Origin of the sequence: Streptomyces sp. NPDC059679 (assembly GCF_042734105.1) — a bacterium.
GTDB lineage: Bacteria > Actinomycetota > Actinomycetes > Streptomycetales > Streptomycetaceae > Streptomyces.
Genome location: NZ_JBHWES010000006.1, coordinates 126,559 through 146,999, shown reverse-complemented (window position 1 = coordinate 146,999; position 20,441 = coordinate 126,559). Strand labels below are relative to the sequence as shown.

16 protein-coding genes and 1 pseudogene are annotated in these 20,441 nt (G+C 70.8%); 10 read left to right on the top strand and 7 right to left on the bottom strand.

The window, feature by feature from the left end:
* The first annotated feature begins 186 nt into the window (after nt 1-186).
* From ACFV2X_RS09885 to ACFV2X_RS09865, 5 genes are all read left to right on the top strand, one after another.
* Nucleotides 187-1,386, top strand: coding sequence for a sensor histidine kinase (locus ACFV2X_RS09885; protein WP_385613766.1), 1,200 nt, complete (start codon nt 187-189; stop codon nt 1,384-1,386).
* Nucleotides 1,387-1,549: 163 nt separating this feature from the next.
* Nucleotides 1,550-2,890 carry a sensor histidine kinase gene (locus ACFV2X_RS09880; protein WP_385613763.1) on the top strand — a complete coding sequence of 447 codons (1,341 nt, stop codon included), beginning with the start codon at nt 1,550-1,552 and terminating at the stop codon, nt 2,888-2,890.
* 137 nt (nt 2,891-3,027) lie between these two features.
* Nucleotides 3,028-3,687, top strand: coding sequence for a response regulator transcription factor (locus tag ACFV2X_RS09875; RefSeq protein WP_014178710.1), 660 nt, complete (start codon nt 3,028-3,030; stop codon nt 3,685-3,687).
* A gap of 352 nt (nt 3,688-4,039) precedes the next feature.
* On the top strand, nt 4,040-5,992 hold the full coding sequence (locus ACFV2X_RS09870; RefSeq protein WP_385613760.1) for a 2-oxoacid:acceptor oxidoreductase subunit alpha: 1,953 nt from the start codon (nt 4,040-4,042) through the stop codon (nt 5,990-5,992).
* Entirely contained in the window at nt 5,985-7,094 is a 1,110-nt protein-coding gene (locus ACFV2X_RS09865) for a 2-oxoacid:ferredoxin oxidoreductase subunit beta (protein ID WP_385613757.1), read from the top strand. Before ACFV2X_RS09870 ends, ACFV2X_RS09865 begins: the two co-directional genes overlap by 8 nt.
* A 96-nt stretch (nt 7,095-7,190) precedes the next feature.
* Here ACFV2X_RS09865 and ACFV2X_RS09860 read toward each other — a convergent pair whose 3' ends face one another.
* A complete protein-coding gene (locus tag ACFV2X_RS09860) occupies nt 7,191-7,607 on the bottom strand; it encodes a winged helix-turn-helix transcriptional regulator (RefSeq protein WP_385613754.1) in 417 nt (138 codons plus the stop codon).
* 100 nt (nt 7,608-7,707) lie between these two features.
* Here ACFV2X_RS09860 and ACFV2X_RS09855 point away from each other — a divergent pair, with 100 nt between their 5' ends.
* The 3 genes and pseudogenes from ACFV2X_RS09855 to ACFV2X_RS09845 all read left to right on the top strand — a co-directional run.
* Nucleotides 7,708-8,565 carry an SDR family oxidoreductase gene (locus ACFV2X_RS09855; RefSeq protein WP_385613751.1) on the top strand — a complete coding sequence of 286 codons (858 nt, stop codon included), beginning with the start codon at nt 7,708-7,710 and terminating at the stop codon, nt 8,563-8,565.
* 132 nt (nt 8,566-8,697) lie between these two features.
* A complete protein-coding gene (gene rarD / locus ACFV2X_RS09850; RefSeq protein WP_385613748.1) occupies nt 8,698-9,696 on the top strand; it encodes an EamA family transporter RarD in 999 nt (332 codons plus the stop codon).
* A gap of 285 nt (nt 9,697-9,981) precedes the next feature.
* A pseudogene (locus tag ACFV2X_RS09845) lies at nt 9,982-10,965 on the top strand (M28 family metallopeptidase); the annotation flags it as partial.
* A gap of 101 nt (nt 10,966-11,066) precedes the next feature.
* Here the strand turns inward: ACFV2X_RS09845 and ACFV2X_RS09840 are convergent.
* The 6 genes from ACFV2X_RS09840 to ACFV2X_RS09815 form a co-directional block, all read right to left on the bottom strand.
* Nucleotides 11,067-11,978, bottom strand: coding sequence for an ABC transporter permease (locus ACFV2X_RS09840; RefSeq protein ID WP_385613746.1), 912 nt, complete (start codon nt 11,976-11,978; stop codon nt 11,067-11,069).
* Nucleotides 11,965-12,987 carry an ABC transporter ATP-binding protein gene (locus tag ACFV2X_RS09835; protein WP_385613743.1) on the bottom strand — a complete coding sequence of 341 codons (1,023 nt, stop codon included), beginning with the start codon at nt 12,985-12,987 and terminating at the stop codon, nt 11,965-11,967. Before ACFV2X_RS09835 ends, ACFV2X_RS09840 begins: the two co-directional genes overlap by 14 nt.
* A gap of 22 nt (nt 12,988-13,009) precedes the next feature.
* A complete protein-coding gene (locus ACFV2X_RS09830) occupies nt 13,010-14,212 on the bottom strand; it encodes an outer membrane lipoprotein carrier protein LolA (protein ID WP_385613740.1) in 1,203 nt (400 codons plus the stop codon).
* A 262-nt stretch (nt 14,213-14,474) separates the two neighbouring features.
* Nucleotides 14,475-15,485 carry a polyprenyl synthetase family protein gene (locus ACFV2X_RS09825; protein ID WP_385613737.1) on the bottom strand — a complete coding sequence of 337 codons (1,011 nt, stop codon included), beginning with the start codon at nt 15,483-15,485 and terminating at the stop codon, nt 14,475-14,477.
* 311 nt (nt 15,486-15,796) lie between these two features.
* The gene (locus ACFV2X_RS09820) at nt 15,797-16,999 is read right to left on the bottom strand and encodes an FAD-dependent oxidoreductase (protein ID WP_385613734.1); all 1,203 of its coding nucleotides are present in this window, start codon (nt 16,997-16,999) and stop codon (nt 15,797-15,799) included.
* Nucleotides 17,000-17,054: 55 nt separating this feature from the next.
* Nucleotides 17,055-18,311 carry an ATP-grasp domain-containing protein gene (locus tag ACFV2X_RS09815; RefSeq protein WP_385613731.1) on the bottom strand — a complete coding sequence of 419 codons (1,257 nt, stop codon included), beginning with the start codon at nt 18,309-18,311 and terminating at the stop codon, nt 17,055-17,057.
* A gap of 217 nt (nt 18,312-18,528) precedes the next feature.
* On the opposite strand from ACFV2X_RS09815, the gene ACFV2X_RS09810 reads away from it, so the two are divergent.
* Together ACFV2X_RS09810 and ACFV2X_RS09805 are read left to right on the top strand one after the other, a co-directional pair.
* Nucleotides 18,529-19,863: a fumarylacetoacetate hydrolase family protein gene (locus ACFV2X_RS09810; protein WP_385613729.1), complete on the top strand. Its 1,335-nt coding sequence runs from the start codon at nt 18,529-18,531 to the stop codon at nt 19,861-19,863.
* A 49-nt stretch (nt 19,864-19,912) separates the two neighbouring features.
* Entirely contained in the window at nt 19,913-20,410 is a 498-nt protein-coding gene (locus ACFV2X_RS09805; protein ID WP_385613726.1) for a hypothetical protein, read from the top strand.
* Nucleotides 20,411-20,441 lie beyond the last annotated feature (31 nt).

Here is a 20,441-nt window from a genome sequence, read left to right as displayed (position 1 = left end):
CCCCTCGCTCCCTGTCCCGCCTGATGTTCGCCGATGTCGTATGTTCGACGCTACGTACGCACGGGAGTGTAGGCCCTGGAGCCGTCCAGGTGAGCCGCCGGTCCGAGATGCGGTGGGGTTACCCCTACCCGGGCACGGCGACGTACCCCATGGCGGGGCGGGGGCGGGCCGGGCAATCTTGGCCGTATGACCGTGAGTTCAACCGACGACGGCGACCAGGGCGACCAGGGCCACGAGCGGCTGCCCCGGCCGCCCGCCTTCGGCTTTCCCGCGCAGACCTGGAAGGAGATCGCCCACCTCCTCGCCAATCTGCCCATGGGCATCCTCGGCTTCGTCTACTCCCTGGTGTGGCTCGTCATGGGCCTGGGGCTGGCGATCACCGTGGTGGGGCTGCCGCTGCTGGCCCTGGGGCTGCGCGGCAGCCGGCTGTACGGCGCGTTCGAGCGGCGTCGCGCCCGCGCGCTGCTCGCGGTGCGCGTCGACGAGCCGAGCCGGCTGCGGCACCACGCGGACGGCGGCTTCTTCTCCTGGCTGTGGGCGCGGCTGCGGGACCCGGTGGGCTGGCGGACCACGCTGTACTCCTTCATGCGGCTGCCCTGGGCGGTGGCCACCTTCTGCGTCACCCTGCTCTCCCTCTTCCTCGCCTGGCCCGTGCTGCCCTGGATCGCCCGGGGCCTGACCAACGCCGACCGGGCGATGGTGCGCGGGCTGCTGTCCCCCTCCGACGAGCTGGAGCGGCGGATCGCGGAGCTGGAGTCGGACCGGGGCACGGTGGTCGACACGGCGGCGGCCGATCTGCGCCGTATCGAGCGCGATCTGCACGACGGGGCGCAGGCCAGGCTGGTCGCCCTCGCCATGGGTCTTGGCCTGGCGAAGGAGAAGGTGCTGGAGGACCCGGGGGCGGCGGCCGCGATGGTCGACGAGGCGCACGGCGAGGTGAAGCTGGCCCTCCAGGAGCTGCGCGACCTCGCCCGGGGCATCCATCCGGCGGTGCTGACCGACCGGGGCCTGGACGCGGCGCTGTCGTCGGTCGCGGCGCGCTGCACGGTGCCGGTGCAGGTCGGCGTGGACCTGCCGGAGCGGCCCGCGCCCGCCATCGAGGGCATCGCCTACTTCACCGTCTCCGAGCTGCTGCAGAACATCAGCAAGCACAGCGGCGCCCGGACGGCCACCGTCGAGGTGTGGCGGTCGGACGGGCGGCTGCTGATCCAGGTGCGGGACGACGGGCACGGCGGCGCGAGCACGGACGGGGGCAGCGGTCTGGCCGGGCTCGCGGAACGGCTCGGGTCGGTCGACGGCCTGTTCACGGTGGATTCACCGGTGGGCGGCCCGACGGCCGTGACCGCCGAGCTGCCGTGGCGCGACCGCGGAGCCGCGCGGGCCTAGGGGCGCTCCGGTGGTATGCCCAGGGCTACCCCGACGGTAGGGCTAGCCCCACGGTCAAGACGCCTACCTGCTCCATGGCCCGACCGGGCGCGCTCCGGGAGCCTGGATGTACGCACCGCAGCACACGGGCACCATGCCCCACCCTTCGGAGGACGGACGAGAGATGGCCACCGCATACGAACCGTACGGGCCGGAAGCCGAGCCCAGCGGCTCTCTGGTGCCCGCGGCGCTGCGTGCACCCTTCAAGGCCCGCGTCTGGCGCGAGTTCCTGTATCTGATGCTCAGCCTCCCGATGGCCCTGCTCACCTTCACCTACGCGGTCACGATGCTCGCGCTCGGCTTCGGACTCCTGGTCACCTTCCTCGGCATACCGGTGCTCGGGGTCGCCCTGGCGGGCTGCCGGGCGCTCGGGGCCGTGGAGCGGGCCAGAGCGCGCGGGCTGCTGCGGCTGGAGGTCGCCGATCCCGAACCGGTGCGGGCGGTGACCCGCGGGTCGCGCAAGTCAGGTCCGTTCGCCTGGGTGGGCGCGCTGCTCAGGAGCGGCACCTCCTGGCGCCATGTCCTCTACTCGCTGATCCACCTCCCGTGGGCGATCTTCGCCTTCGCCGTGTCGCTGGCGCTGTGGGTGAACGCCTGGGCCCTTGTGACCTATCCGCTGTGGCAGTGGGTCCTCCCCACCTACAGCGACCAGCAGGGCATACAGCTCTTCGAAGTCGACGGCCGCGGCTTCTTCCTCGACACCCCGTTCGAGATAGCCGTGACCAGCGTCGCCGGAGCGCTGCTGCTGGTGGGGACGCCGTTTGTGATACGGGGGCTGACCTGGGTCGACCGGCTGCTGGTGTCCGGACTGCTGGGCCCCTCGCGGCTCGCGGAGCGGGTGTGGGAGCTGGAGTCGGACCGGGGCACGGTGGTCGACACGGCGGCGGCCGATCTGCGCCGTATCGAGCGCGATCTGCACGACGGGGCGCAGGCCCGGCTGGTCGCCCTCGCCATGGACCTGGGCCTGGCGAAGGAGAAGCTTCAGGAGGACCCGGAGGCGGCGGCGCGGATGGTCGACGAGGCCCATGGCGAGGTGAAGCTGGCCCTCCAGGAGCTGCGCGACCTCGCGCGCGGCATCCACCCGGCGATCCTCACCGACCGGGGCCTTGGTCCTTCCCTGTCCGCCCTGGCGGCCCGCTGCACCGTGCCCGTCACGGTGACGGTGGACCTGCCGGAGCGGCCGGCGGCCGCCATCGAGGGCATCGCCTACTTCACCGTCTCCGAGCTGCTGCAGAACATCAGCAAGCACAGCGGCGCCCGGACGGCCGCCGTGGATGTGTGGCGCTCCGAGGACCGGGTGATGCTGCAGATCTCGGACGACGGCCGGGGCGGGGCGGACGCCCGGACCGGGTCGGGGCTCGCCGGGCTGGCCGAGCGGCTTGACGCGGTCGACGGCCTTCTCGTCGTGCACTCCCCGGGCGGCGGCCCGACCTCCGTCACCGCCGAGCTCCCCTGGCGAAGGTGACCAGCGGGCCCCATCGCCGCCCCCGCCTGCCCCGTCCCACCCCGTCCCGGTGAGCGTGCCGGGCCTCGCGCGGGTCCGATCCCTGGGATGCTGGGGGCCGAGAAACCGACGAGTGGGGGCGGGCTGTGGAGGACAGGGTGCGGGTGGTCATCGCCGAGGATTCGGTGCTGCTCCGGGAGGGGCTGACCCGCCTGCTGACCGACCGTGGTCATGAGGTGGTCGCGGGGGTCGGCGACGCGGAAGCGCTGGTGAAGTCGGTCCAGGAGCTGGCCGACGGGGGCGCGCTGCCGGATGTGGTGGTCGCGGACGTACGGATGCCGCCGACCCACACCGATGAGGGGGTACGGGCGGCGGTCCGGCTGCGCCGCGACCACCCCGGACTGGGTGTGCTGGTGCTGTCGCAGTACGTGGAGGAGCAGTACGCCACGGAGCTGCTGGCCGGCAACAGCCGTGGCGTCGGCTATCTGCTCAAGGACCGGGTGGCCGATGTCCGGGAGTTCGTGGACGCCGTGGTGCGGGTGGCCCGGGGCGGCACGGCGCTGGACCCGGAGGTCGTGGCGCAGCTGCTGGGGCGCAGCCGTAAGCAGGACGTGCTGGCCGGGCTCACCCCGCGTGAGCGGGAGGTTCTCGGTCTGATGGCCGAGGGCCGTACGAACTCGGCGATCGCCAAGCAGTTGGTGGTGAGCGACGGCGCGGTCGAGAAGCACGTCAGCAACATCTTCCTGAAGCTCGGCCTGTCGCCGAGCGAGGGGGATCACCGCCGGGTGCTCGCGGTGCTGACGTATCTCGACTCGTGAGTCTCGGCTCGTGAGTCTCGGCTCGTGAGTCTCGGCTCGTGAGACAGCTCGGGATGTAAGACGGGCATGGGGTGTCCGGGCCAGGCTGATCGGGTCCGCCCCGGCCCGGTCCGGTCCGGTCGATTGGCAGTCGTACATCCGTCGTACGTCCAAAGACCGAAAGGGGAGTATCGCTCGACATGAGTACGGGGGCGCATGCAGAGCATGACAATTCACCGCATAAAGGGGCAGTGTCAGGGCGTCCATTATGCGATCCGGTCAGGGAAGGCGACCCTTACCGACGTACGATGGCGATGGGACAACCGGTCGGCACCGATGTCCACGAGCGCCGCCTCAAGGGAGGTCCGAATCAGTGACCAGCCAGGTCAGTAGCCCGGCCGAGCAGGCCGAACCAGCCGATCAGCAGGACGGGCAGACGCTCGTCGGGGGACAGCGAGCGTCGGACGGCGGCAAAGAGGTCCGCCGTCTGGACCGGGTGATCATCCGGTTCGCTGGTGACTCGGGCGACGGTATGCAGCTCACGGGTGACCGGTTCACCTCGGAGACGGCGTCATTCGGCAATGACCTGTCCACGCTGCCGAACTTCCCGGCCGAGATCCGGGCCCCTGCCGGCACCCTCCCCGGCGTGTCGAGCTTCCAACTGCACTTCGCCGATCACGACATCCTCACCCCCGGCGACGCGCCGAACGTGCTGGTGGCGATGAACCCGGCCGCGCTGAAGGCCAATCTGGGCGATGTGCCGCGCGGCGCGGAGATCATCGTGAACACCGATGAGTTCACCAAGCGCCCGATGGCGAGGGTCGGCTACGACCAGAGCCCGCTCGAGGACGGCTCGCTGGACGGGTACAACGTCCACCCTGTGCCGCTGACGACGCTGACCATCGAAGCGCTCAAGGAGTTCGGGCTGTCCCGCAAGGAGGCGGAGCGCAGCAAGAACATGTTCGCGCTCGGTCTGCTGTCGTGGATGTACCACCGCCCGACCGAGGGCACCGAGAAGTTCCTGCGCCAGAAGTTCGCCAAGAAGCCGCAGATCGCCGAGGCCAACGTGGCCGCCTTCCGGGCCGGCTGGAACTTCGGCGAGACGACGGAGGACTTCGCGGTCTCCTACGAGGTGGCGCCCGCCTCCTCCGCGTTCCCCCCGGGGACATACCGCAACATCTCCGGCAATCTGGCGCTGTCGTACGGGCTGATCACTGCCTCACACCAGGCGGATCTGCCGCTGTTCCTGGGCTCGTACCCGATCACGCCCGCCTCGGACATCCTGCATGAGCTGTCCCGGCACAAGAACTTCGGCGTGCGCACCTTCCAGGCCGAGGACGAGATCGCGGGCATCGGCGCGGCGCTGGGCGCCGCCTTCGGCGGGGCGCTCGCGGTGACCACCACCTCCGGTCCCGGCGTGGCGCTCAAGTCGGAGACCATCGGGCTCGCGGTCAGCCTGGAACTGCCGCTGGTGGTGGTCGACATCCAGCGGGGCGGCCCGTCGACCGGTCTGCCCACCAAGACCGAACAGGCCGATCTGCTGCAGGCGATGTACGGGCGCAACGGCGAGGCCCCGGTGCCGATCGTGGCACCCAAGACCCCGGCGGACTGCTTTGACGCGGCGCTGGACGCGGTGCGTATCGCGCTGACCTACCGCACCCCCGTCTTCCTGCTCTCCGACGGCTACCTCGCCAACGGGTCGGAGCCGTGGCGGGTGCCGGACCTCGAGGACCTGCCGGATCTGCGGGTCCGGTTCGCCAGCGGCCCCAACCACACCCTGGCGGACGGCACCGAGGTCTTCTGGCCGTACAAGCGCGACCCCGAGACGCTCGCCCGCCCCTGGGCGGTGCCCGGCACCCCCGGCCTCGAGCACCGCATCGGCGGTATCGAGAAGCAGGACGGCACCGGCAACATCTCCTACGACCCGGCCAACCACGAGCACATGGTGCGCATCCGGCAGGCCAAGGTCGACGGCATCGAGGTGCCGGACATCACGGTGGACGACCCCACCGGCGACGCCCGCACGCTGGTGCTGGGCTGGGGTTCGACCTATGGGCCGATCACCGCCGCCGTGCGCCGGGTCCGCGCCGCCGGAGACGCCATCGCCCAGGCCCATCTGCGCCATGTCAACCCCTTCCCGGGGAACCTCGGCGCGGTGCTGGCCCGCTACGACAAGGTGGTCGTGCCCGAGATGAACCTCGGTCAGCTCGCCACCCTGCTCCGCGCCAAGTACCTGGTCGACACCCGCTCCTTCACCCAGGTGCGGGGGCTGCCATTCAAGGCCGAGCAGCTTGCGACGGCCCTTAAGGAGGCCATCGATGACTGAGACGATCACGGAAGGGCTCTCCTCCGTCGACGCGCTTTCACTGGTGCCGAAGGCCGGCGCCAAGCAGACCATGAAGGACTTCAAGTCCGACCAGGAAGTGCGCTGGTGCCCCGGCTGCGGTGACTACGCGGTCCTCGCCGCCGTCCAGGGCTTCATGCCCGAACTCGGCCTGGCGAAGGAGAACATCGTCTTCGTCTCCGGCATCGGCTGCTCCTCCCGCTTCCCGTACTACATGAACACGTACGGGATGCACTCGATCCACGGCCGTGCCCCCGCCATCGCCACCGGCCTGGCCGCCTCGCGCCGCGATCTGTCGGTGTGGGTGGTCACCGGTGACGGCGACGCGCTGTCCATCGGCGGCAACCACCTGATCCACGCGCTGCGCCGCAACGTCAACTTGAAGATCCTGCTGTTCAACAACCGGATCTACGGCCTCACCAAGGGCCAGTACAGCCCGACCTCCGAGGTCGGCAAGATCACCAAGTCCACGCCGATGGGCTCGCTCGACGCGCCCTTCAACCCCCTCTCGCTCGCGCTGGGCGCCGAGGCCGGGTTCGTCGCCCGCACCGTGGACTCCGACCGCAAGCACCTCACCCAGGTGCTGCGGGAGGCGGCCGCCCACCCGGGCACCGCGCTGGTGGAGATCTACCAGAACTGCAACATCTTCAACGACGGCGCCTTCGAAGTCCTCAAGGACAGGGACCAGGCGCTGGAGGCCGTCATCCGTCTCGAGCACGGCAAGCCGATCCGCTTCGGCGCGCCGTTCAGCGAGGAGGACGGCGGCGACGGCCTCGGCTCCAAGGGCGTCGTCCGCGATCCGGCCACCGGCGACCTCAAGGTCATCGATGTGACCCGGGAGGGCACCGAGCGGGTGCTGGTCCACGACGCGCACGCCGCCTCGCCGACCACCGCGTTCGCGCTGACTCGCCTCGCCGACCCCGACACCCTGCACCACACCCCCATCGGGGTGCTGCGCAATGTCGCCCGCCCGGTCTACGAGGCCGAGATGACCACCCAACTCGAGGCCGCCGTGGAGCAGAAGGGCAAGGGCGACCTCGGCGCCCTGCTCACCGGCCACGACACCTGGACCGTCGTCGGCTGAAGTACACGAAGCACACCGAGGGGGCACCTCCCAGCGGTAGCTGGGGGAGGGTGCCCGCCCGGAGCGTCTGACGGCGCTCCGGGCGGGCACCCGCTTTTATGCCTTGGCGGCTGGCGCCTTGGCCGCGTCGTACGCCTCCCTGGCGGCCAAGACCTCCGGGACCTTCTCGTTCGTCCACTGGGCCAGCGCCCACACCCGCCGGGCCGCCTCCTCGCCGAGTTCGGTCAGCGAGTAGTCCACATGCGGCGGAATGACGGGGTACGCCTCGCGGTCCACAAAGCCGTCCCGCTCCAGGGTCTGAAGGGTCTGCGTCAGCATCTTCTCGCTGACGCCACCGATCGCGCGCCGCACCTCGCTGAAGCGGTGCGTCCCGTCCAACAGCACGCCGAGGACGAGGACGCCCCAACGGCTGGTGACATGCTCCAGCACCAGTCGTGACGGGCACATGGCGGCCTCGGGGCCACCTATCAGCACGCCCTGCGTCTCCGCGGTGACCTTTTCACTAACTGACATGCCTGTACCTTACTTCAAAGTGGGTACTTTCAAATGGTTAGCGTCGAGACTAGGGTGGTTCGCAGATCGACACCAAGAGGATAAAAGGGAGAACACAGACATGAGCATCGTCGTCACCGGAGCCACCGGCCACCTCGGCCGCCTCGTCGTCGAGGGCCTGCTGGAGAAGGTCCCCGCGGACCAGATCGTGGCCGTGGTGCGGGATGCCGACAAGGCGGCCGACCTCGCGGCGCGCGGCGTACAGCTGCGCATCGCCGACTACAGCCGGCCGGAAACCCTCCAGGGCGCCTTCGCCGCCGGCGACAAGGTGCTGCTGATCTCCGGCAGCGAGGTCGGCCAGCGCGTTCCGCAGCACCAGGCCGTCATCGACGCCGCCAAGGAGGCGGGCGTCGCCCTGCTCGCGTACACCAGCGTCCTCGGCGGCCCCGCGGCCGACTTCACCCTGGCCGATGAGCACAAGGTCACCGAGCAGGCCATCCAGGCCTCCGGCCTGCCGTACGTGCTGCTGCGCAACGGCTGGTACCACGAGAACTACACCGAGCAACTGGCCCCCGTGCTGGAGCACGGCGCCGTCGTCAACAACGCGGCCGGCGGCCGCGTCGCCTCCGCCTCGCGCGCCGACTACGCGGCCGCCGCCGTCGAGGTGCTGACCGGCGAGGGCCACGAGGGCAAGGCGTACGAGCTCAGCGGCGACACGGCGTGGAGCTTCGAGGAGTACGCCGCCGAGATCGCCAAGCAGACCGGCAAGGAGATCGCGTACGGCCCCGTGCCGGCCGAGACCCACAAGGCCATCCTGACCGGCGCCGGCCTTCCCGAGCCGTTTGCCGAGATCCTGGTGGACGTCGACGCCGCGATCTCCCGCGGCCGGCTGGCCGGCACGCCCGGCGACCTCTCCCGCCTCATCGGCCGGCCGACCACCCCGATCGCGGACTCGGTCGCGGCGGCCCTCAAGGGCTGAGCGCTCGGGCTGAACGCCGGGGCCGAGCACCCTGGATCCCCCGGCGACCGCACGGCGGCCCGCTTGTCATGACCGTATGACGATACGTAAATGACAGGCGGGCCGCTTCGGCGCTACCTTCGACAGGTCGCCATGCCGCCGGGAGGACATGTGAAGCCGGAGAGCCAGCCTCAGCAGCGCAGCGGACTCGCCTACGGCTTCGCCGCCTACGGCATGTGGGGCCTGGTCCCCCTCTACTGGCCGCTGCTCGAGCCCGCCGGGGCCGTCGAGATCCTTGCCCACCGCATGGTGTGGTCGCTGGTGGCCGTCGTCCTCGTACTGCTCGCGCTGCGCCGCTGGTCCTGGATACGTCCGCTGCTGCGGCAGCCCGCGCGGCTGGGGATGATCGCGATCGCGGCGGCCGTCATCTCCGTCAACTGGGGCCTGTACATCTGGGGCGTCAACAGCGGCCATGTCGTCGAGACCTCGCTCGGATACTTCATCAACCCCTTGGTCAGCATCGGCTTCGGTGTTCTGCTGCTGCACGAGCGGCTGCGGCCGGTGCAGTGGGTGGCGGTCGGCGTCGGCGTGGCGGCCGTGGCCGTGCTGTCGGTCGGCTACGGCTCACTGCCCTGGATCGCGCTCACCCTCGCCTTCTCCTTCGCCACCTACGGCCTGGTCAAGAAGCGGATCGGCCTGGGCGGACTGGAATCGCTCGCCGCCGAGACCGCGGTCCAGTTCCTGCCCGCGCTCGGCTTCGTGATCTTCCTGACCGCGCGCGGGGACAGCACCTTCGGCAGCGAGGGCGCCGGGCACTCGGCGCTGCTGGCGAGCAGCGGGCTGATCACCGCGGTGCCGCTGATCTGCTTCGGGACGGCGGCCGTGCGGCTGCCGCTGTCGACGATCGGGATGCTGCAGTACATCGCCCCGATCTTCCAGTTCGCGCTCGGCGTCGCCGTCTTCCACGAGTCCATGCCGCCCGAGCGGTGGGCGGGCTTCTCCCTCGTATGGCTCGCACTGGCCCTGCTCACCTGGGACGCGCTGCGTACGGCCCGCCGGGCGCGGGCACAACTGCGCGCGGCCTCCGAGCGGGCCGCCGCGGCGACGGCGCAGAACGGTGGCACGGCGGCCGAGGACCCCGTCCTCGGCTAGCGGATTCGCTGAGGAAATGTCGACGACCTGCTGAGGACCGGCAGGAAGCGCGACGGTCACGCCCGTAAAAGGACGCACGGGATCGATATGCGGCGGCTGGTGTCCGGTTTATGCCCTTGACGCGGCGTCAACCGGAGCCGGAGCATCTGCCTTTGCGACACTCCGCACCCACGTGCCACCGCTACACCGTGCCACCGCTTCAGCGCTCCCCGCCCCACCGGGTGCGTGCACCACACAGCGACACGTTCATTCCGTCCTGTCCTCGTTCGGAATTCGGAGCCCCCCATGTCGTCAACCGGAAGATCCTTGATACGCCGGGCCGCCACCGCCGCCACAGCGGCCGGTGCGATCGTCGCGGCCCTGGCCACCGCGGCGCCCGCCGCGCCGCTGCCAATGGCCGGACCGACGCCGGCCCCGGCGGCCGCGGCCGCCCTCGCGGCGCCCGACATCCCGGTCGCCAACGTCAAGGCCCACCTGAGCCAGCTGCAGTCCATAGCCACCGCCAACAGCGGCAACCGCGCCCATGGCCGCCCCGGTTACAAGGCCTCGCTCGACTACATCAAGGCCAAGCTCGACGCGGCCGGATTCACCACCACCGTGCAGCAGTTCACCTCCGGCGGTGCCACCGGCTACAACCTCATCGCCGACTGGCCCGGCGGCGACGCCGACAACGTGGTGTTCGCGGGCGCCCATCTGGACTCCGTCACCGCCGGCCCCGGTATCAACGACAACGGCTCGGGCTCGGCGGGCGTCCTGGAGACCGCGCTCGCCGTCTCCAGGGCCGGGCTGCAGCCGACGAAGCACCTCCGGTTCGGCTGGTGGGGCGCCGAGGAGCTGGGGATGGTGGGCTCCCGTTACTACGTGAACAGCCTGTCGACCGCGAATCGCGCGAAGATCGACTCGTATCTGAACTTCGACATGATCGGCTCGCCCAACCCGGGCTACTTCGTCTACGACGACGACGCGCGCCTCGAGTCCGTGTTCAAGGACTTCTTCGCGACCAAGGGCGTGCCCACCGAGATCGAGACGGAGGGCGACGGGCGCTCCGACCACGCGCCGTTCAAGAACGTGGGCGTGCCGGTGGGCGGGCTGTTCAGCGGCGCCGACTACACCAAGACCGCCGCCCAGGCCCAGAAGTGGGGCGGCACCTCCGGCCAGGCGTTCGACCGCTGCTACCACCGGTCCTGCGACACCTCGAGCAACATCAACGACACCGCGCTGGACCGCAACACCGACGCCATCGCGTACGCCATCTGGACCCTCAGCAGCTGACGGCGAGCGCAGCCGACGGCGGACAGCTGAGCGGCGGTCGCGGGGTTCGCCACCCGCGGCCGTCGTCGCCGCCGTCGTAGGGCTCAGCTCGGCTCGGCTCAGGCGGTGATGTCCTTCGCGGTGAACCGCGCCCAGGCGGCCGAGCCGAACACCGCTACATAAAGGGCCTGCAACTCGAAGTTCTTGATGAGTTGATCCCAGTAGACCGGGTCCCGGAGGACGTCCGCGAAGGACAGCCAGTAATGCGGGAACAGATACGGCTGGATCGCGTGCAGCTGCGGGATGGTGTCCAGGATCTGCACCGTTATCAGCAGCCCGACGGTCGCCGCCATGGCCGCGATCCCGCTGTTGGTGAGGGTCGAGATGAACAGGCCCACCGTCGCGATGCCGATGAGGGAGCACGCCACGACGCCCGCCACCGCCAGGGTCCTGAGCAGTCCGTCGGTGAACGAGACGGTGGTTCCCGAGATCAGCGTGACATCACCGAGGGGGAAGAGCAGCGCCCCAGTCGCCAGTCCGGCCGCGGCCACCACACCCGTGGCGACCATGCAGAAGGCGATCACGGTGGTGAACTTGGCGAGGAGGAGACGGGTCCGCCCGGCCGGTGCGACCAGGAGATAGCGCAGCGTGCCCGAGCCCGCCTCACCCGCGATGGAGTCACCGGCGATCACGCCGATGGCCATCGGCAGGAAGACGGGCAGCGTCGCCGCCAGCGAGGCGAAGACCAGGAAGATGCCGTTGTTGGTGATCTGGGAGAAGAAGGCGGGGCCCTGGCCGTCTCCCCCATGTCCCTCACCGAACGAGCCGCCGTCGCTCGTCTCGATCTTCACCGCGATTCCGGTGAGGACCGGGATGGCCGCGAGCACGCCGAGCAGGGCGATGGTCCGCCAGCGGCGGAAGGTGGTGCCCAGCTCGCTGCGGAACAGGGCGAGCGTCCACAGCGGGCTCGGCCGCCGGGCGGGCGCCCTGGCAGCCCTTTTGACCTCGGCTTTGACCTCAGCCTGCGACATCGAAGCCCTCCCCGGTCAGTGCCACAAAGGCGTCCTCGAGCGAGGCCCGCTCCGCTCCGAAGGCCCGGACCCGCACCCCGGCGCGCACGAGGGCGGCGTTGAGGTCCGCCAGGTCGAACGGCGGGGCGCTCTCGCCGGAGGCGGAAGTGGGCCCGGCCGAGGGCAGCTCCCCCGTGACGCGCTCGTCCAGGACCGCGATGTCCGTCACCCCGTGCTCCTTCAGGACGCGGACCGCGTCCGCGGGGTCCGGGGTGGTGACGGACAGCCGGCCGCGGCTGCCGGCCGCCAGCTCGGCGACGGTGCCCTGGGCGATGAGTCTGCCCTGGGCCATGACCGCCGCATGAGTGCACACCTGTTCGATCTCATCGAGGAGATGGGAGGAGAGAAAGACGGTGGTGCCGTCCTCGGCCAGCTCGCGCACCAGCGCCCGGATCTCCCGCATGCCCTGCGGGTCGAGGCCGTTCGTCGGCTCGTCGAGAACGAGAAGTTCCCGCGGCTGGAGGAGCGCCGCGGCCAGGCCCAGGCGCTGTTTCATGCCGAGGGAGTACGCGCGGGCCTTCTTACGTGCCGCGGCCGAGAGGCCCACCCGCTCCAGGGCGGCCGAGACCCGCGCGGCCCGGGTGCGGGGATCTGCGGTGGGGTCGGCGGCGTCGAAGCGGATCAGATTGTCCCGGCCGTTCAGGAAGGGGTACAGGGCGGGGCCCTCGATGAGGGCCCCGACCCTGGGCAGCACGCTGCGGGCAGCGCTTGGCATGGGCGCGCCGAGCACCCGGGCTCTTCCCGCGGTGGGCTCGATCAGTCCCATGAGCATGCGGATGGTCGTCGTCTTCCCCGAGCCGTTGGGCCCGAGGAAGCCGAAGACGCTGCCGCGCGGCACGGTCAGGTCCAGCCCGTCGACCGCGAGCTGTCCGCCTCGGTAACGCTTGGTGAGCCCGCGGGTCTCCACCGCCGCGCCCGTCGCGCGGGCGGTCGGCGCCCCGGCCGTGTCCTCGGCGGACGGCTCCTCCACGGGCTCCCCCTTCGTCAAGCGGTCACTTGGCCGCGTCCGCGGCGTCGATCAGGGCGTTCTTGTCGACCGCGCCGACGAAGACCTTGCCGTCATCGGTGATCAAGGCGTTGACCAGGCGGGTGCTGAGCACCGTGCCCGAGCCGAAGTCCCCCTTGACCTTCTTGCCCAGCCCGCCCAGGAACTCGCTGGGCCCGCCCCCGCCACTCGCGCCGGCGGGCAGGCCGCCGGGGAGGTCCAGCCGCGCCACCGAGTCCCAGCCCTTGCCGACCACATTCAGCTTCGACAGCTCGCGGAGGCCCTTCTCCTCGCCCTTGGCCTTGTGCTCGGCGCGGCCCTCCTCGGTGACCTTGGCACCCTTGGGCGGGGTGAAGCGGAAGGCGCTCGCCTTGGGCTTGCCGAAGTCCACCTCGGTGAAGGCCACATCGATCGCCGCCTTGCCACCGCTCTTGGGCTCCAGGGTGAACTTGAGCGGCACCCAGTTGTGCGCGTCCACGGCGATACGGATGGAGCCGACCGTGGAGTCGCTTTGCTTGGGACGGATCAGCAGCTGGTAGGCGTCCCGTCCGGCGACCCTCGCGGTGCCGTCGACCTTGACCTGGGTCGTGTCGTCCACGGCGGCGAGCGCCTTCTTGGCGGCCTCCCGCGGGGTGAGGCCGCTCAGGTCCTCCGGCACTTCCCGGCGGTGGTCGCCCTTGGCGGCCTTCTCGGGGGACTTGGCGTGGTAAACCGAGTTGTCGGCGCTGTTGTACGCCCACACCTCGTCGCCGTTGTGGATGAGGCTGTACTCGGCGGCCTTCTCGATGATCGAGACCCGCTGCCGCTCCGGTCCGTCGGCGGCCACCCGCAGGGTGTGGGAACCGGACGCGAGCTCGGCGAGCTTCGACTCCGGCGCGGCGTCGCCCTTCCCCTGCTGCCCGCCCGCGAGGTCGCCGAGCGAGACGCCTCCGGGCAGGGAGGGTATGCCCAGATCGGTCGTGATCTTCACCGAGCCGGACAGCTGCTCGGCGTCCGATGCGGCGATCTTGCTGATCAGCTCCTCTGCCGTGATCTTCGGCAGATCGGGCGACCCGGCGCTGGCGAGGGCCGGGACCAGCCCGATCGTCGCCGCCGCGATGCCGGCCACCGCCACCGGGGCGGCGTACCGGACGGCTTTATGGCGCCCTTTCGGTCGGTCCTCATCCCAGAAACCGTCGTCGGCGACCTGTGTCGGTCGGATCCGTGCCATATGTGCTCTACCTCCGTCGTCGGCGGCGGTTGTCAGCCTCGCACTCGTCCACCTCTCGGGCCATTGTCACCCGATACCGCCATGTGGTGGTCCTTCAATCCCACCAAATCGACCGTCTTGGCGCGTCAGCCGACAGGATCACCTCTGGGTACCCCTGAGGTAGGACCCGATGCGCCGCAGGTCTGAACCGAAGAAGCCGGAAGTCCGGGCCGGAGCAGCCGGAGGACGAGGGCGCGGACGGCAGCGGGGAAGGCGGAGGCGGTCAGCCGGCCCGGTGCACCACCGCGTCGCACAGCCCCTCGAGCGCCGCCTTCGCCGCCCCCTCGGGCAGCGGCGCCAGCATCGCGCGGGCCTCCTCCGCATAGCGCAGGGTGTCCTGGCGGGCCTGCTCAAGCGCCGGGTGGGCGCGCAGCCGCCGCAGCACCTCGCCGTGGAGCCCGTCGTCGCTGAGGTCCGCGGTCAGCAGTTCGCACAGCTCACGGTCCTCGGCGGAGCCGGACGCCTCCGCCCGCGCCCGCAGATGGAGCACGGGCAGGGTGGCGATGCCCTCCCGCAGGTCGGTGCCGGGGGTCTTGCCCGACTCATGGCTGTCGCTGGCGATGTCCAGGACGTCGTCGGCCAACTGGAAGGCGATGCCCAGCCGCTCGCCGTACTGGGTGAGGATGCTGACGACAGACTCGTCGGCCCCCGACATCATCGCGCCGAACCGCCCGGAGACCGCGACCAGCGAGCCGGTCTTGCCCTGGAGCACGTCCAGGTAGTGCTCGATCGGGTCCTGGCCGTCCCTCGGCCCCGCCGTCTCCAGGATCTGCCCGGTCACCAGCCGCTCGAACGCCTCGGCCTGGATCCGCACCGCCTCCGGGCCCAGATCGGCCAGGATGTGCGAGGCGCGGGCGAAGAGGAAGTCGCCGGTGAGCACCGCCACCGAGTTGCCCCAACGGGCGTTGGCGCTGGCCACACCGCGGCGGACGTCCGCCTCGTCCATGACGTCGTCGTGGTAGAGCGTCGCCAGGTGCGTCAGCTCGACCACGACGGCCGAGGGCACCACCCCGGGCGCGTACGGGTCGCCGAACTGCGCGGCGAGCAGCACCAGCAGCGGCCGGAACCGCTTGCCACCCGCCCGCATCAGATGCTGGGCCGCCCCGGTGATGAACGGCACGTCGCTCTTCGTGGCCTCCAGCAGGCCCTCTTCGACGGCTGTCAGCCCGGCCTGGGTATCGGCTTCCAGAGTCCGGTCCCGCACGCTCAGCCCGATGGGCCCGACGACGCTCACGGGGTACTCCTGTCTGCCTGCGGTCACACGCAATGTCGATGTGTCGCTGTCTCCACTAAAGGCAGCGTATCCGGTCGGCTGGCGATCACCATGGGCGCCTTCCCGCCTTGTGCGAGCTATCACTTCCGGCGCTCTACCGACCGGCTCCCCACGACATTCTCCGCGCTCACCGGCAGATCAAACGTGTTCAGGTCCCCGATCATTCAGTGATCGACTCTGGGTCGATCACTGATCAACAGTCGGTCAATCCGTGATCGGCTGTGCCATCCGCGGCCGACACACCTTCCTCGGGCGGGTGGCCATACCGACCGTCACCCATGGGCCATCGCCACCGCCTTCGCCAGCCGGGGCGAGGCGTACTCGGTGCCGCAGACGAAGCGCATGACCGGCCCGAAGCTCGCCGCCGCGGGCAGCCCGGTGAAGTACAGGCCCGGTACGGAGGAGCCATAGCCCGCGTCCAGCCACGGCCCTCCGGCCCTGCTCACCACCTCGGCCCTCAGCTCCGGCCCGAGGAAGCCCAGCGCCGCCACATTCATCCGGTAACCGGTCGCGGCCATCACATGGTCCGCGGCCAGCTCACCGGCGCGCCCGCCACCGCGCAGGGAGAGCGCCACGCGCCCGTCGCTCTCCACCTCCACCCGGGTGACCCGCTGCCCCTGCGTGACCTGCACCCGCCCCGCGAAGCGCTCCCGCAGCCACCAGGCGCCCAGCGGCCCCAGCACCGTGCGGACCAGATACCGCCGGGCCGGCGCGGGCAGCCGTCTGAAGGCCGCGGCGTGGTGCGAGAGCGCGTACAGCGACCAGGCGCGCCCGAAGGGCGACTCGGGGCGCAGCCGCGGCTGACGGTCCGGCGGCGCGCCGAACGCGACCGCGCGCCGCCCCCGCGCCACCACCCGCACCGCCGCGGCGCCCGCCTCGGCGAGCAGCACCGCGGACTCCAGCGCCGACTGCCCGGCCCCGACCACCACCACCTCACGTCCGGCGAACCGCCCCAGGTCGCGGTGTTGTGAGCTGTGCGAGACGGGCCCGGTGGGAGAGGGTCCGTCGGGGACGGCGGCGGCGAACTCGCCGGGCAGATGGGCGAGCCCGGCCAGCCCGCTGGCGACCACCACGGCGCGCGCGGCGCACTGCTCCCCCGAGTCCAGCTTGAGCTCGAACCGGCCGCCCCGCCGGTCGACCGACACCACCCGCACCTGCTCCAGCTCCGGCACCAGCCGCTCCTGGAACCACAGCCCGTACCGCGCGAAGGTCTCGACCGGGATGATGTCCCAGTCCGACTCATAGCGCTTGCCGCCCTCCGCACAGCAGAAGTCGAGCAGGGTGTGGCCCACTTGCGGGGCGTCGATATTCGAGGCCACCGGGGTGGATTTGAGCAGCATCCCGGCCGGCATGTGCTCGCGCCAGCTCACCATCGGTGTCCCGAAGACGCGGACCGACAGGCCGCGCGCACGCAGATGGGCGGCCGTCGACAGGCCGTAAGGACCGGCCCCGATGACTGCTACCGGATCGTTCACAAGTCCCCTCCCCGAGACGTCACTTACTCGTGGTGCGACCTACTCATGGCGCGACTTACTGGTGACGCGGCCTACTGGTTGCGCGCCACCGCTGGTACAGGTGGACCGCGCCGGGCCGCACACAGCGCGCCAGCATCGTGAAGAACGGCTTCATGTCGTCGCGCGCGGCCCACGCCAGCTCGGTCCCGCTCGCACGGGCCGGCGCGTGCGGGGTGGTGTATCCGCTGCGGTGGTAGGCGAGCAGCGCGGGCAGGTCGATGTTCTCCACGACGAACCGCCGGTCCGCGCGCTGCTCGGCCTCCGGGACCTTGCGCCCCGTCAGGTCCAGGTGCTGGGCGCGGACCACATCGATCCCCGCCTCGCTCTCGAAGAGCCGGAACTGGGCGCCCATGCGGGGGTTGAAGTCGAGCAGTTTGTGCCGCCCGTCCCGCCGGTCGAAGCGCCAGTCCAGATCGACGATTCCGGAGAAGCCGATCCGCTTGATGAACTGGGCGGCCAGCTCCGCCAGCTCTGGGTTGTCCACCACATAGGCGCAGGCCGTCATGCCCGCATGCGGCGGCCATGACCGCACCTTGACCCCGGTGAACATCGCCAGCGGTGTGCTCTCCGCGTCGACGTAGGCGTGCACGATCCAGTCCTCGGCCTCCTCCCTCGGCAGATACTCCTGCAGAATCACCCCGGGCCGCCGACCCCACCCGGCCGCCAGCGCCAGCAGCTCACGTGGCCCGGTGATCCGCGTGGTGCCGCCGACCGCCGGCCTTCTGCGCCGCTCGAACGCCTCCCGGTTCTTGGCGACCACCGGGAAGCGCGCGGTCGCCGCGAACTCCTTGACGTCGGCGTACGAATCAGGGAACGCCGCGGACGGGGTGGGCACGCCGTGGTCCAGACACAGCTCGTACAGCCCCTGCTTACTGGCCAGCCGCCTGGGCAGCCCGGGCTCCGCGCGCGGGAAGAGGAAACGGCCCTCCCCGGCGAGGGTGTCGGCGTGCTCGGCGATCAGCACCGCCGCCTCCTCGTCCGTCGGCAGCAGGACGGCCGGCCGCCCGATCGCCCGCCCGATCCGCAGCAGCCCCTCCACCAGCCGCTCCGGCCGCTCCATGCCGGTGGTCGGCCAGACGAAGGCCCGCTCCAGATAGCGCGAGAGCGCGGCCGGAGTCCAACGGTCCTCGGTGACGGCGTACATGGGGATGCCCAGGCGGCCCAAGGAGCGGATGGCGCCTACGCCCCCGTGGTGCAGCGGGTAGTCGCCGATCTTCACGATCAGACCGGGCACCGTGCGGTCCACCGCGAACGGCACGTCACTGCTCGCCACGAGTCCCCCTCGGTCACCGCAGCGCAGTGGCCCCCCCACCGTGCGTGACCCGATTAAGGACGCTACTGGGGAATTGACGACCAGGGCAAGACTATCCGGACATTACTATCCCTTTAGGCAACAGTCGGTACAGTCCTCCCTTCGCGCGCCCGCCCCGTAGGGTGTGGCCCGGTGATCCCGGCAGCCCCCGGCGACGACGAGAAGGCGAGGCACACCCATGCCACCACTGAGCCCGCTCGACCTGCCCCACGACGATCCGTACGGCCCGCACAACCTCCCCTATGGCGTCTTCACCACGCCCGACGCCCCTGACCTGCGCCGGATCGGGGTCCGCTACGGCGACCATGTGCTGGACGCGGGCGCCGCCGCGGCCGCCGTCGGCTCCCCGCACGCCGCGCTGCTCGGCCATCCGACGCTCAATCCGCTGATGGCCGCGGGCCGTCCGGTCTGGCAGGCCGTACGAGAAGAGCTGCGCGGCTGGCTGACCGAGTCGGCGCACCGGTCCGCCATCGAGCCCCTTCTGCACCCCCTCACCACCGTCGCGCTCCATCTGCCCTTCGAAGTCGCCGACTACGTCGACTTCTATGCCAGCGAGCACCACGCGTCCAATGTGGGCAGGATCTTCCGCCCGGAGGGCGGCCCGCTCACCCCCAACTGGAAGCACATGCCCATCGGCTACCACGGGCGCGCGGGCACGGTCGTGGTCTCCGGCACGCCCGTCGTACGCCCCCGCGGCCAACTCCGCCCGCCCGCCGGCCAACCCGAATCCGCCCAACCCACTTCTGGCCAGCCCACCTCTGATCAGCCCACGTCTGATCAATCCGCTCCGGCTCATTCCGCGCTCCCCCCGTTCGGCCCCACACGCCGACTCGACTTCGAGGCTGAGGTCGCCTTCGTCGTCGGTGCCCCTTCACCTTTCAATACACCGGTGCCGCTCTCCGGGTTCCACGACCACGTCTTCGGCGTCTGCCTGCTCAACGACTGGTCCGCGCGCGACATCCAGAGCTGGGAGTACCGCCCGCTCGGCCCCTTCCTCGGAAAGTCCTTCGCCACCTCCGTGGCCGCCTGGATCACCCCGCTGGACGCCCTCGCCGCCGCCCGTACCGCCCCGCCCGCCCGCGACGTCCCGCTCCTCCCCTACCTCGACGACTCCGCCACCGACGCCGCCGAGACCGCAGGGGCCGCCGAGCCTGGCGGGCTCGACCTGCGCATCGAGGTCGCCATCAACGGCCACCCCGTCTCCCACCCGCCCTTCGCGGCCATGTACTGGACGGCCGCCCAGCAGCTCGCGCATATGACGGTCAACGGCGCCTCGCTGCGGACCGGCGACCTCTTCGCCTCCGGCACGGTCAGCGGCCCCGAGCCCGATCAGCGCGGCTGTCTGCTGGAGTTGACCTGGTCGGGCCGCGACCCGCTGCGACTGCCCGACGGCGAGCGGACGTTCCTGGAGGACGGCGACGAGGTGACCCTCACCGCCTGGGCCCCGGGCCCGGGTAACAACCGTGTCGCACTAGGGGAAGTAACCGGTTGCGTTGTCCCGTCCACGCCCTGAGCGGCTGCTAGCTTGTCGTGTTCTCGTCCCCACAACCGAGGAGAAACACGTGATCAAGGCAGTGCGCATCGCCGGTGCGGCGGCTGCGGCCGCCCTGCTGTTGACCGGATGCGGCAGCGACAGCGACGGGGGCGACAGCAAGTCGGACCCGTCCACGAAGGCCCCGGCGAGCGAGCAGTCGAGCGCCCCTGCGGAGGGGGGCGCGGGCGGCGAGGTGGCGGGCGCCTTTATGGCGAAGTCCGACGGCGAGGCGTTGATCCTGTCCATCAAGGGTGAGAAGGCGGTCCTGGTCGCGGGCAAGCACCAGTGCACTGGCGAGTACGCCGACATGGGCAACAAGATGCTGATGCTCAAGTGCGCCGACGGCAACACCGACCGCACCATGGGCAAGGTGACGGCGAGCGCGGACGGCAAGACCCTCAAGGTCAGCTGGGATGCCGGCATGAACGACACCTTCACCAAGGTGACCGCCCCCGCCGACATCCCGACCAACTTCCCGACCGACATCCCCGGTCTGGAGAGCGTCGGCGGCATCACCGGCGGCTGACCTGACGGCCCTGAAGCGCGTCCGCCCGGCC

Coding starts and splice junctions, on each gene's coding strand:
- ACFV2X_RS09885 (WP_385613766.1), top strand. CDS start 187: ATGACCGTGAGTTCAACCGACGACGGCGACCAGGGCGACCAGGGCCAC.
- ACFV2X_RS09880 (WP_385613763.1), top strand. CDS start 1,550: ATGGCCACCGCATACGAACCGTACGGGCCGGAAGCCGAGCCCAGCGGC.
- ACFV2X_RS09865 (WP_385613757.1), top strand. CDS start 5,985: ATGACTGAGACGATCACGGAAGGGCTCTCCTCCGTCGACGCGCTTTCA.
- ACFV2X_RS09860 (WP_385613754.1), bottom strand. CDS start 7,607: ATGTCAGTTAGTGAAAAGGTCACCGCGGAGACGCAGGGCGTGCTGATA.
- ACFV2X_RS09855 (WP_385613751.1), top strand. CDS start 7,708: ATGAGCATCGTCGTCACCGGAGCCACCGGCCACCTCGGCCGCCTCGTC.
- rarD (WP_385613748.1), top strand. CDS start 8,698: ATGCCGCCGGGAGGACATGTGAAGCCGGAGAGCCAGCCTCAGCAGCGC.
- ACFV2X_RS09840 (WP_385613746.1), bottom strand. CDS start 11,978: ATGTCGCAGGCTGAGGTCAAAGCCGAGGTCAAAAGGGCTGCCAGGGCG.
- ACFV2X_RS09830 (WP_385613740.1), bottom strand. CDS start 14,212: ATGGCACGGATCCGACCGACACAGGTCGCCGACGACGGTTTCTGGGAT.
- ACFV2X_RS09810 (WP_385613729.1), top strand. CDS start 18,529: ATGCCACCACTGAGCCCGCTCGACCTGCCCCACGACGATCCGTACGGC.